The sequence below is a fragment of the Xanthomonas prunicola genome, from assembly GCF_002846205.1.
Lineage (GTDB): Bacteria > Pseudomonadota > Gammaproteobacteria > Xanthomonadales > Xanthomonadaceae > Xanthomonas > Xanthomonas prunicola.
On sequence record NZ_PHKV01000003.1, the window covers coordinates 1 to 12,412 of the forward strand.

The following is a 12,412-nucleotide window of genomic DNA, read 5'->3' on the forward strand; positions in this document are numbered from 1 at the left end:
TGACTCGCTATCCATAGCACCTACACTTCGGGATCTACTGCACAACTTGTGTGGGCTGAGGCTACCCACGCAGACATTAAAATTACATTTGCATTTTGTTGATCTGGCGTTGGCATCGGCGCCAAACCTAAGTTCGCAAGCTCCACGCTATTGCTTTTTCAGCAACCAAGGCTTGCGTCAAGCGAAGGTGCGTTGCGCAAAGCGCAGCCACACATTGCTCGGTCAAAGCATGAATCCTACGCTCAATGCGTCAGCCACCGCCCCCATCACCACCACTTCCCCCATCGCCGCCAGACATCACCTGCTGCTGAGAGTGGGCAGCAAGCGTCATGACGGGGCCTGTCGGGTTCTTGTCGATTTCTTCGCGTTCGCGCTGGAACTGCACCATCTCCTGCACCCGCTGCTGATCCAATGCCTCTGTCTTCTGCAAGGTCTCATTGATGCCGGGCGACGGCGTGTTGAGCGGGGTTTCCGAGTGAAAGCCGGGCGTTTTGCCAAAGACAAAGGCGACATCATCTTGGACGATCACTTTGCGGAGTTCAGCCGCACGTTCGATCCCTGACTCTTTGACGGCATGCAATACCTCAGCGGTCTTCTCATCGGAGGTGCCTTTCGGGAGCTGCGCCTGGATGGCGGAGAACAACGCATAATCCCGATGATCAGAGGAAAACGCCTGCTGAGCGGCATCTTGGAAGGGCCTTGCTTGCTCGACCCGATCCTCATTGTGTTCGTGTGCGTTAGAGCGGGCAGTTGTCCCACCCAAACCTGGCGATGACGCATAGGCAGCGGGTTGGCGCTCCGGCAAGACGATCTGTGCCGGCACTTCGCTCTGCGTTGGAATTGCCGGCGACGGCGCTCGCACCGCCTCTTGCTGCTCTGCCTGCAATGGAACAGCCGATGGCGCATCGTTCTGTGGCGTGCCTACTCGGGCTTGCTGCTCACTGCCCTGCTCCACCGGCCCATTTGCCAGTGTCGGCGCTGCGGGTTTCAAGGCATCTCGGCGCGCGCTTTGTGCCTGGGACAACGCCGCATCCAGGTCTTGGCCGGCAACGCCTGTTGCCGGCAACCCTTGGTCTTGCTGGAACTGCCTCACGGCATGTTCGGTCTCTGGACCATAGTGCCCGTCTTGCGGCACGGCCTGACCGTTTGGACCCCGGGCATCTATTTGCTGCAAGCGATACTGCAAGAACTCGACCTCCTGCCCTCGGTCGCCGAGGCGCAGCCCTTCCACCTCACTTGATGCCGGCGGCTGCGTCGGCACAGTGGCCTGAGTAGGCGCTTGATCGGCAGAGGTCGAAGCGGATGATGCGGGCCCGGCACTCGGCGCAGACGCGCTCGCCGCCGTTGGAACCCATGCCTCCGCCTTAGGCTGGACTGCGCCGGCTGTCGGGGGTGCGGCAACCTCAGGCGCTTGGGTCTCTTGTGGTTTGCGTTGTTGGACAGGTTCGGGCTTCGGCTCGGCAGGCTTGACGACCGGGCGCGCGTCTTCTGGCAGAGGCGCGTTGACGGGGACAGGCATCACGACCGGAGCAGGTGTGCCGGCCTCTGCTACAGCAGGCTGCTCAGCAGCGCGTGCAACGTCTCTATCCCTCTGCGCATCAATGGCTGCCTGAGGCGCTCGGGTTTCGTCCACATGCGGGGCGGTAACAGCTGTCGCCGCAAAGCTTGCGACCTGTTGCGCTTCTTGCGTGGACACACCTTGCCGATTGGCCTCCCGCAACGCTTGCTCGTAAGCAACGCGTTCTTGTGGCGATTGCGCATCAATGCGCAGGTCTGGTGCACCGGCCGAAGGGGGCTGCTCCTGCCGAAGTGACTGCACCTCGCCGAGTGCCTGATGGATGTCGGCGGTGCTGGTGGTTGCTGCGACGCGCACCAGACCATCAGCACCACGGCTCAGATGCTGGATGGGGCTGTCTACCGAATATTGGCCGGTCGCATCACGCTCCAATGCCAAAGAGCTGGTCGCTGCATCGATTCCGTTCGCCTCACGTGTCCGTTGCACCGCCAGCTGGATCGCGCCTGCAGTCTGGGCATTGGGCGCAACGCCATAGGCGGCATAGGTCGCTTCGGTATTGGCCTGGTCTTGCTGCTGTGGCGTTGGCGTTTGCCGCGCGGGCATCTGTGCCAATGCCTGCGCGTGCTGCTCCAATGCCGGTTGCAAGCGTTCGCGCGTTGCGTTGAGTTCCAACGGGACATTGCCTTCGGCAGCAACGCCGTCATGGCGCCACTGGCCTTGCGTATCGCGCTGATACTGCTTGCCGTCCGAGGCTTGCAACGAGTCCGGGTTCAAGGCTGTTTGCACGGCCGCTGGCACGGGGCCGAAGTCCCCCCAACCATTGCGCTGATACGCAGCTTGATAGGTTGCTGCAATTGCGGCCGGACCTCGGGCGATGTTGGCGTGAACCACCTGGGCTGCTTGCTGGTCCAACGCGGCATTACGCTCAGGGCTTGCTGGATCCACCGTCCAGATGGGCCGATCGTTCCGATCGACTTCGTCGGCGACCATCCGAGACCACTGGCCACTTGCCGGATCATGCCGCCAATCCCGTGCGTAAAGATGCGCAGCATCTGTCTCACTGGATGGCTGCACATAAGGATTACTGGGTTGCACCTTGCCAAGCGCCTGCTCGGTCGCTTCGCCACTGGCGTGATAGTTCAGCTCGCGCGCTTTTTCGGGCAGCGCGAACATGCCCTGCTTCTGTGGCGTATCCACGCCATCGTCTTGCAAGTCGGCTTTTTCTTGGCGAAGCCACTGGCTGCCGTTGAACTCCCAGCTCACGCCCTGCTTATCGGTCTGTGTGTAGATCTGGCGGTTGTCCCACAAGGTCGCGGCCTTGTCGGCAGCGGCACTGAACAGATAACCATCGGCAACTACCAACGCGACAGGGCCTGCACCGGTTGTGCCAACAACGGCAGCGGCAGCGGCGCCTCCCGCCCAGCCGCCCGCGCCTCGCGCAGCAAAGTGCAACGCTTCTGAGCGTGCAGCGGTGAGGTTGTCTTGTGCCAACAGCGTGCCAACACGCTCTCCGGCTTGCGACGCATCGTAGGCGGTAGCGGCAACACCCAAACCCGCAAGCCCTGCTGTCATCCCGGCGCGACGCAAGCCTGGGATTTCAGGTTCCGGCGTGGTTTGGATGTTGCGTCCCTGCCACTCATCCCAACGCGCCTGACCCGCCTGGGCATGCTCGGTTGGCGGTTTCATACGCTGACTGAGCGGAAGCGTGCTCTGGTCTAACGCCTTTGACGTTCCCTCAATTGCTGTTCCACGAAAATACTCTCTGTTATCGAGCCTCAGAACTTTGTTCTCGCGGAGCGCATCATCACTGGCCGGGATGCGCAGCATGCCTTCGTGTTCACGCGCACGGGCCACGATCAGCTCAAAGGCTGCTTGCTGACCGAGCCGATCTTTCACACCGACCAGCGCTTCACGCGGAAGCCCCTCAATCGAGGTGACGTTTGGATTGGCAAGAATGCGAGGCACTTCAATTTCGCCAAAGACGCGGCTTGGCTGAGCGTCGCCCACGATGGCATGAACTTCACCTACGGTTGCATCGGCAAACCGTCCGGAAGCATCTGCCCAAGGACCTTGCGTAGGGTGGTAGAGCCACTCCGTGGCAGGTCCCCGATGAGACCCCTCTATCAGCTCACGAGGCGAAATTTCGTAGATGTCGGCGAGCGCGGTATAGAACTCGCGGGAATTAAGAAACTTCGATGCCTGACTTTTATCGATAACCCGGATGTCTTCACCAGAATCGATCATCGATCCAATGACATCAGTCGACCAGATGTCTTTCGCTGCTGGGCCACTGTAGAGAACAGTGACCTTGCCGAAGGCATTCGCATCCACCTGTGCGGCGAGCGACCGCAGCGATTCTGGTGTTTGGTAATCGCCAGGGTTCTGACGAATTCTATCGATTGCGTCCTGGGCAGATATCGTGCCATTCACACCAAGCACCCCTCATCGATTTCAAAAACGATGTGGTAGTCCGTGTTTCTGGAGTGGACGCCAAAATCCTTGTAGGAGAGCAAGGCCTCTTTGAGGTCAGCTATGAATTGCTCCTTGTCAGCCTTGAGATGCTCAGGCAGTCCATCTCCACCATTGATCCACATCAGTCTCCAATGGGACCAACCGGGCTGACCTCGCGCGCCTCCACCGTCGACCAGATCCAGTCTCAGCGTCAGGAGCTCGCCACGCCAATAGAAAGAGAACTTTGTCTGGTTTCTGACCTCGATTTCGGTGCCGCCACCGTTTGCGACATTGCGCAAATACATGTCGCGATCACGATCAATTGTCCAGTCTCTTGCATTGGTGCCACCGACCACAAAGTCTTTGTCGATTGCTTCCAAGTCGTATTTCGCAACATCCGGCTCAGGAATATATTCATTTACAAATGGCATCTTCGTTTCCCGGCATGGCTTGAATTTGTGGTTGAGAGCTATTTCTATGAGCCCGAGACGGCGGCAGACAGCTTCTTCACCTCGGCTTTTGGTAGCAGCCGTTTGGTGAAATAGGCATCTTCGTAATACTTGATCTTCTCGCAGAGCACCGGGCTTGGGATGCCTTCATAGAGGAAGACTTCCTTGTCAAAGCCCATCGCTTTCAACTCTTGCGGCAGCATCAAGGCACGGCGCTGCTCGGTCTCCGAGTAGGACACGCTGCTTTGCTTGCCACTGGTGTGCGACTTGTTCTTCTTGCGCACCGAGGTGTAGCCGAGCATGTCCGAGTAGTCGTTGGCGTCTTGCTGCTCGCGTGGGGCGTAGACGATTTGCAAGGCATGGTTGGTGATGATCGTGCGCGAGACATCTTTGCCATAGGTCGCGTCCAGCTGCGCCATGCTCTGGATGATCGGCAGCAAGCGGATGTTGTAGCCGGCCATGTAGCTCACTGCGCTTGCAATGATGTCGACCCGGCCGATGGACGTGAACTCATCCATCAGCAGCAAGCACTGGTGCTTGAGCGCCGGGTTGTTCTGCGGCAGCTCTTTCGTGTTCAGGTTGATGAGCTGACTAAACAGCAAGTTGATCAACAAGCGGCTTTCGGCAAGCTTGTTCGGCTGGATGCCGATGTAGATGCTCATCTTCTTCTTGCGCACATCAGTCAGCAGAAAATCGTTGCCGCTGGTGGCCTCATCCAGGATCGGATTGATGAACTGGTTGAGCGGCTCCTTGAAGGTGCCCATGATCGAGGCGAAGGTCTCTTCGGCTTGCGAGAGCAAATTGTCGAAGGCCATCTTGGCATCGCGACCCAGGAAGTCGCGCTGCGAGAGCTTTTTGAGATAGCCCTTCAAGTCGCTTCCATCTCCTGACGACACGCGATAAAGCATCCCAAGGGTTGGGAACATCCAGGTCTCTTTCGGGTGCTTGCGCTTGATCTGATCATCGAGGCTATCGAACAGATAGAGCGTAAACGCCATGAAGGCGTTGCGGGCTTGGCTTACCCAGAACTTCTGGGCATCCGACCCATCCGGGTAGAGCATCGCCGCGACACTCATCAGATCTGACACGCGAAACGCCGGATCCGGTGAGATGTAGCTGAGTGGATTCCAACGGTGGGTGCGCCCGTCTTCGGCAAAGGGGTTGAACAAAAAGACCTCTTGGCCTTGGCTCTTGCGCCAACCCGAGGTCAGGTCAAAATTCTCCTGCTTGATGTCCAGGACCACCACTGAGCCTTGGTAGTCGAGCAGATTGGGAATGACGATGCCCACACCTTTACCCGAACGCGTGGGCGCGGCCAGGATCACAAACTGCTGACCAGGCAAGCGCACCAACTTGCCACCGTGTTTGCCAACCACAATGCCGGTTGGGGACGGTTTGAGCATGTCCTTTTTAGCGAGGTCACTGCCAGAGGCAAAGCGTGCGTCGCCGTGTAAGGCGGCGGCCTTTGGCCTGAACAACGGGATCAGCAGTGCAATCCAGGCCAGCAGCGGCACACCGAAGCCCAAGGCACCAGCCAGCTTGATCTTGGTGGCATAGGGAGCGAACTGTGGGAGGTCGAGCGCTTTGAAGTAAGACCAGTAGGTGCCGGCGTTAAGCGGCCCAGCCACCTTCAAGAGCATCAAGATCAACTGACCGGAGAGGTAGACCCCTGCAATGAGGGCGAGGAGCAAGAGCGAGATGGCGACACTGAGCTTGATCTTGCCGGTCATGAAGCGCTGCCTTCCATCTGTAATCCCTGGCTTGTTTGATAATGACCATCCGTTCGCAAGATTACAGGATCACCAGAGGTGAAACCTGTTTGACTTGTCGCACCCGACATGACGCACGACAATTGACTATCCCTATTTGGAAATCTGGCGTGTCGCAGCACGAACCCCGGTCTACCGGACCATCGCAGGAATTTTTAGAAGAGCTTTTGCGGTCACCTGCGGTGCTGGATCAGCTATCGTTTTCTTGCGAAATCATTCAATGGATGACCCACCGGATCCATGATCGACTGAGTATCGAAACAACCACCCAGACTGAGTGTGCGCTAGCCGCGATCGACCTGGTGCATGAGCACTATATTTCGATAAATCAGCTAATCAGAACCGGCCGAATTGGCAGCGCCTATGCGCTTTTGCGCTCTCAGTTCGAAGCATTGGTCAGGGCAATCTGGCTCCTACGTGGCTCAGACGAGCAGGCCTATCAAGCGTGGGCAAGAGGCGAAGGGTCAATCGAACCATCGAGTCTGCTCACAGCCATAAGGAAGAAAAGCCGGTCGGATAGCGATCAATTCTTGGCAGATACATGGAAAACTTCAAAAAAGACGCTGCACCAATTCACGCATGTGTCGTATCAACTTTTGGCAAGGCGAATGTCCGGAGTGGCGGAAGAGCATTTCCACCCTACAGAAATCGCAGACGCGTTACGTTTTGCCGCTGGCACATGCCTTCTCTCCTGCCTTGAACTCGCCTCCCTAGCTGAAGACGACGAGTTAGCAGCCGAATCCTCGTTGTTCCTGGCCAGGATCTATCCCACAGACAAAAGCTGATGCGCCGCAAATCCCCACGACGTCCATACAACTGAAAACTGCTTCAATTTCAATGAATTGATCGCTTGTTGGCGGAGAGAGTGGGATTCGAACCCACGGAAGGTTTGACCCTTCGCCGGTTTTCAAGACCGGTGCCTTAAACCGCTCGGCCATCTCTCCGATGCTGCTACGCCTGACCCCCGAAGGCATCGGCTGTCACGCTGGCGACCCGCGTTGCGCGGGTGACGCCTGACGGTGGCTGCACGGGCATCTTGTGCAGAGCCACCACTCCCAGGATTGCTCCCGGGCGCGCATTCTCGCATGCCCGGGCGCGTTTTGTTTAGTGGCACTACCGGCGTTGGCTGGCGCAGCGTGCCGCGCCATTGATGCTGCTCGGCCGCTACCCCGCGTGGTCGGCGAAGACGCCAAGCACACAGGCAACCTGCCGAACATCTGCAGCGAACTGGCTGCTCAGCAGCGAGCGGACTACTAACGTACATGCCGGCCAGCCTCGGCCGCCAACCCAGCCTTAGCCAGCTTCGTCACGACCGTTTAGCCGGCCTCGGCCACAACCAGGCGAGGCGCCGTGCCAGCCGCACGCTTGAGCTTCTCGGCCAGTTCGGCGCAGTTGCCGCCGCAATCCAGGCGCGAGCGCTCGATTTCCTGCGGCAGGTGTTCGGCCAGGAAGTCGATGAACACCCGCACGGCCGGCAGCAGGCCGCGACGCGAGGCGAACACGGCGTGGCAGATGCCTTGCGGCAGCGACCAGTGCGGCAGCACCACTTCCAGCTCGCCGCTGCGCACTGCTTCGGCACACACGGTTTCCGGCAGCATGGTGATGCCGAAGCCGTCGCGCGCCATCGATTGCAGCAGCGGGAAGTCGAAGCCGGCCAGGCGCGGCTGCAGGTCCACGCGGCGCATTTCGCCGTTCGGGCCGTGCAGTTCCCAGCGCTGATGCGCTTCGTCTTCGCTGGTGCTCATGGTGGTGTGGTTGGCCAGCTCGCTCGGGTCCTTGGGGCGCCCGGCGCGGTCAAGATATTTGGGGCTGGCGACCAGCAATTCCTGCACCTGGCCAAAGCTGCGCATCACCAGGCTACCGTCGTCGTCCAGGCGCGAACGCACGCGCAGGGCGATGTCGTAGCCCTCGTTGATCACATCGACGCGGCGATTGCTGATGTTGAGCTGCAGCCGCACCTTGGGATATCTGGCCAGGAATTCCGGCAATAACTTGGGCAGCTGGATCTGCGCCAGCGAGACGGGAACGCTCACACGTACAAGACCGCGCGGCTCGGCGCTGAGACGATCCACCACCTCGCGCGCGGCCTGCGCCTCGGCCAGCATGGTCTGGGCGTGCCGGTGCACGCTGGTGCCGACATCGGTGACCGCGAAGCGGCGCGTGGAGCGTTGCAGCAGCCGCACACCCAGGTCGGTTTCGAGCTGGCTGATGCGTCGGCTCAGGCGCGATTTGGGAATCCCCAGTGCACGCTCGGCAGCGGCAAAGCCGCCGTGGTCCACCACCATCGCGAAGTAGTACAGGTCATTCAGGTCGTGCATGGCACATGCATCCATGGATAGAACGATAAGTGATATTTAAGCACCTTTATCCCAACAGAGCAACGACCTAGGCTACACACCTCCGCGGCGCTGCCGCTTGCCACAGGTCACTGCCATGAAACTGCTCCACCTCGATTCCAGCGCACTCGGCGTCAACTCCATCAGCCGCGAGCTCAGCGCCGCCATCGTGGAGCAGCAGCACCGGCTTTACCCGGAGGCGGAAGTGACCTATCGCGACCTCGACCGCGACCCGATTCCGCACCTGACCTCGCAAACGCTGGCGCAGACCGATCCGGCAGAAGCTGCGGCCGCCGAAGCGGTGATGCAGCAGTTTTTGCAAGCCGATGTCATCGTGATTGGCGCGCCGATGTACAACTTCGCCATTCCGTCCACGCTCAAGGCATGGATCGACCGCATCGCAGTGGCCGGGCGTACCTTCCAATACACCGCCAATGGGCCGGAAGGCCTAGCCGGCGGCAAGCGCGTCATCATTGCCAGCGCGCGTGGTGGCATTTATGCCGAGCCGACCAATGACTTTCAGGAGCCGTATCTGCGCCAGGTGTTCGGCTTCCTGGGCATCCACGACGTCAGCTTTGTGCGCGCAGAAGGCGTGGCGTATTCGCCGCAGCATCGCGCCGATGCACTGGCATCGGCGCTGGCCGGTCTGCACACGGAAGAAGAGGCTGCTGTCAGCGCGTAAGCATGCGGCGTGATGCATTGCTGCATCGAAAGATCGGCATGGATGCGACATGCCATAAACGACAAACGGGACCATCGCTGGTCCCGTTTGTTTTGCGTCAACATCTAGTCGTGCGGTGGCTCGCGATCAAACCCACTCAAACGATGTGCGGCAGATGATGCCAGCTGCGCCTGGCCCGCCCCTCGTAAAGCGGCCACCAACACTTCGCGATTGCTTGTTCGATGGGCATGTCCCGTGCAGAGCAACCGAGCGTCCGAATGGCACAAGACGCACTGAACGCCGTCCGCACCCGCCCGGCGGCGAGCGCAGGCGTTGCGTTCGTCGCGCTCAGCCGATCCGCTCGATGCCCCCCATGTACGGACGCAGCACCTGCGGCACATCGATCGATCCATCGGCGTTCTGGTAGTTCTCCATCACTGCAATCATCGCGCGGCCCACGGCAGTGCCGGAGCCGTTGAGTGTGTGCAGCAACTCCGGCTTGCCGCTGACCGGGTTGCGCCAGCGCGCCTGCATACGCCGCGCCTGGAAATCGCCGCAATTGGAGCAGGACGAAATTTCGCGGTAGGTGTTCTGCGACGGCAGCCAGACCTCCAGATCGTAGGTCTTGATCGCGGAAAAACCCATGTCGCCGGTACACAGCAACACCTTGCGATACGGCAGGCCGAGTTGTTCCAGCACCACTTCGGCACAACGCGTCATGCGCTGATGTTCGGCATCGCTGTCTTCCGGCGCGCAAACGGTGACCAACTCCACTTTTTCGAATTGATGCTGGCGGATCATGCCGCGCGTATCGCGGCCGCCGCTGCCGGCTTCGGCGCGGAAACACATCGAATGTGCGGTCATGCGCAGCGGCAGACGTTCGGCATCGACGATCTCGTCGCGCACGATGTTGGTCAGCGGCACTTCGGAGGTGGGGATCAGGTAACGCCGCGATTCGCCCACTTCGGTCTGAAACAAATCGTCCTCGAATTTCGGTAGCTGACCGGTACCACGCATCGAGTCGGCATTGACCAGCAGCGGCACATTGGTTTCTTCGTAGCCATGCGCGCCCACATGCAGGTCCAGCATGAACTGCGCCAGCGCACGATGCAGACGCGCGACCGGGCCGCGCAGCACGGTAAAACGCGCGCCCGACAATTTGGCTGCCGTTTCGCCATCCAGCCAGCCGTGCGGGGCGCCAAGTTCCACATGGTCCTTGACCTGGAAATCGAACTGGCGCGGCGTGCCCCAACGCGATTGCTCGACGTTTTCGCCCTCATCCTTACCGAGCGGCACATCGTCGGCCGGCAGATTGGGCAGGCCCAGCGCGATGACCTCGAGCTTGGTGCGAATCGCCTCCAGGGCGTCTTCGGATGCCTTGAGCTCATCGCCGAACCCAGCCACTTCGGCCATCAGCGCGGCGACATCTTCGCCCTTGGCCTTGGCCTGCCCAATCGCCTTGGATTTGGAATTGCGCTGGCTCTGCAGTTCCTGCGTGCGCACCTGGATGCGCTTGCGCTCGCTCTCCAGCGACTCCAGTTCCGCGGTGTCCAGGGAGAAGCTGCGCGTGCTGCGCAGGCGCTCGGCAAGGTCGGCGGGGTGGTGGCGAAGCAGGGCCGGATCTAGCATCGGAATATGGGCGTCAGTGGGATAGCGCGAGATTATCGCCTGTTCCGCCACCTGCTGCGATCGATTCACTGCGGCTATGCCAGAATTACGCCGATTCTTCAGGTGAGCCCTATGCCCGTGCCCCGCCCTGCGTCCGATCGCCATCTCGTTCTGCGTCTGCCCCGCCACACGCTGAAAATTGCCGGCATCGCCTTCGCTGCCGGCCTGCTGTTGTTCCTGCTGGTCTGGGCGACCGGCCGCAAGGACGACTTCTACAAGGCCTCGCCAGCGCAGCCGACCGCAGGCGCGCAGCCCGACGACAGCATTGCGCCGCTGCCGGCACCGTTACCGGCCCAGGACGGTGCCAGCGACATGCAGCAGGCCAAACCGCCGGCCGAAACCCCGACCCTGGTGGATACCGCGCCACCGGCCCCGCCTGCGCCGACGCCGCTGCCGGAAGATGCAGCGCCTGGTGCTCCTGGAAGCGCGGCACCGTCGAAAGCGCCGGTCGCCGGCGGCGATCGTCCGGTACCGATCCAGGGCCAGATGCCGCCGCCCCGCTACCCGTCGGCCGCATTGCGTCGCGGCGATGCCGGCGATGTGGTGGTGCGGGTGGACGTGGATGCTGCAGGCAATCCCGGCGGCGTGACCCTGGTGCAGCGCAGCGGCTCGCGCGATCTGGACCGCGCGGCCATGGAAGCAGTGCGGCATTGGCGCTTTCATCCTGCGCAACGCAATGGACAGCCAGTGGCCGGCAGCACGGACATCCCATTCGAGTTCAAGCCTGCGCAGTAAGCGCGGCTAACCCCTGTCGCGCCTGCGCCCGCGCGACTGCGCGGGTGCCAGAGTCAGGTGGTACATGCCTCAGCTAACGCTGCGTCGCCACAAAGACCATGCGAATTTAACCGTGCCGCAATGTCAGCTTGACTAAGCTGAACATCCAGGAAGCTCCAGCGCTTCGTCCGCCCGCCGCCTTAGCTCTCCCTCAGGTACCGCCGACCAGACTGGCCCCGTCATCCCGCAGATGCGCCAGGAGGCCGGCCATGTCCTTCATTTCGAATCCGTCATCCGCCCATCCGTCGTCGCTGCCTCAACAGGGCAAGCGCACTGTGGAGCGGCAGCAGAATGAGCACAGCGACGGCGCGTCGCCTTGGATGTGGGCGACGCTGATTGCGCTGTTGATCGTGGTCCCGAGTTGGTGGTGGGCACGCCATAGCGACGAATCCTTCGCCAAGGACACCCAGCCACTGCCGGCGGCGAGCCGCCAGATCCTGCCGACCACCGATGCCCCGCGCGCGATGACGATGGTGGCGCACCAGCCTGCGCGTCCCGCGATCAGCAGCGTGGAGGCCAAGCCACTGCCGGGCAACGCTATGCCGAGCTACCCGGCCGCTGTGGCACATGCGGACATCCAGGGCAGCCGCACCGCACGTCTGCAGCTGGATGTGCAGGGCCGGGTGAGCGATGTGACCATCGTCGACCGCAGCGGCAGCGCTGATCCCCGCCTGGATGCGGCCGTGGTGGAGAGCCTGCGTCAATGGCGCTTCGAGCCGGCAACGCGCGACGGCCACGCCGTGGTGAGCAGCGTGCAAGTGCCGGTGGAGTTCACGGCGCAGCACTGA

At 61.0% G+C, this 12,412-nt stretch carries 9 protein-coding genes and 1 tRNA gene; 4 read left to right on the top strand and 6 right to left on the bottom strand.

Features of this window, described 5'->3' with window-relative positions; all coding sequences use genetic code 11:
• Positions 1-250 precede the first annotated feature (250 nt).
• From XpruCFBP8353_RS09980 to XpruCFBP8353_RS09995, 3 genes are all read right to left on the bottom strand, one after another.
• Positions 251-3,202: a peptidoglycan-binding protein gene (locus XpruCFBP8353_RS09980; protein WP_101363115.1), complete on the bottom strand. Its 2,952-nt coding sequence runs from the start codon at positions 3,200-3,202 to the stop codon at positions 251-253.
• A 740-nt stretch (positions 3,203-3,942) separates the two neighbouring features.
• Positions 3,943-4,398, bottom strand: coding sequence for a hypothetical protein (locus XpruCFBP8353_RS09990; RefSeq protein ID WP_033485467.1), 456 nt, complete (start codon positions 4,396-4,398; stop codon positions 3,943-3,945).
• 44 nt (positions 4,399-4,442) lie between these two features.
• Complete coding sequence (locus XpruCFBP8353_RS09995) at positions 4,443-6,146, bottom strand: type IV secretory system conjugative DNA transfer family protein (protein ID WP_101363116.1); 1,704 nt, start codon at positions 6,144-6,146, stop codon at positions 4,443-4,445.
• Positions 6,147-6,295: 149 nt separating this feature from the next.
• On the opposite strand from XpruCFBP8353_RS09995, the gene XpruCFBP8353_RS10000 reads away from it, so the two are divergent.
• Positions 6,296-6,970 (top strand): DUF6988 family protein, encoded by a 675-nt coding sequence (locus XpruCFBP8353_RS10000; protein ID WP_133125644.1) that lies wholly within the window; start codon positions 6,296-6,298, stop codon positions 6,968-6,970.
• A gap of 69 nt (positions 6,971-7,039) precedes the next feature.
• On the opposite strand, the gene XpruCFBP8353_RS10005 is transcribed toward XpruCFBP8353_RS10000, so the two are convergent.
• A tRNA-Ser gene (locus XpruCFBP8353_RS10005) sits at positions 7,040-7,129 on the bottom strand.
• A gap of 372 nt (positions 7,130-7,501) precedes the next feature.
• Positions 7,502-8,518 (bottom strand): LysR family transcriptional regulator, encoded by a 1,017-nt coding sequence (locus tag XpruCFBP8353_RS10010; RefSeq protein ID WP_101363118.1) that lies wholly within the window; start codon positions 8,516-8,518, stop codon positions 7,502-7,504.
• A 100-nt stretch (positions 8,519-8,618) separates the two neighbouring features.
• Here XpruCFBP8353_RS10010 and XpruCFBP8353_RS10015 point away from each other — a divergent pair, with 100 nt between their 5' ends.
• Complete coding sequence (locus XpruCFBP8353_RS10015; protein ID WP_101363119.1) at positions 8,619-9,203, top strand: FMN-dependent NADH-azoreductase; 585 nt, start codon at positions 8,619-8,621, stop codon at positions 9,201-9,203.
• Between the two features lie 327 nt (positions 9,204-9,530).
• Here XpruCFBP8353_RS10015 and serS read toward each other — a convergent pair whose 3' ends face one another.
• Positions 9,531-10,811, bottom strand: a complete 1,281-nt coding sequence (gene serS / locus XpruCFBP8353_RS10020) for a serine--tRNA ligase (protein ID WP_101363120.1) — start codon at positions 10,809-10,811, stop codon at positions 9,531-9,533.
• 111 nt (positions 10,812-10,922) lie between these two features.
• Between serS and XpruCFBP8353_RS10025 the strand changes: the two genes are divergently transcribed.
• Together XpruCFBP8353_RS10025 and XpruCFBP8353_RS10030 are read left to right on the top strand one after the other, a co-directional pair.
• Positions 10,923-11,585 (top strand): energy transducer TonB, encoded by a 663-nt coding sequence (locus XpruCFBP8353_RS10025; RefSeq protein ID WP_162301012.1) that lies wholly within the window; start codon positions 10,923-10,925, stop codon positions 11,583-11,585.
• Between the two features lie 359 nt (positions 11,586-11,944).
• A complete protein-coding gene (locus tag XpruCFBP8353_RS10030; protein WP_101363640.1) occupies positions 11,945-12,412 on the top strand; it encodes an energy transducer TonB in 468 nt (155 codons plus the stop codon).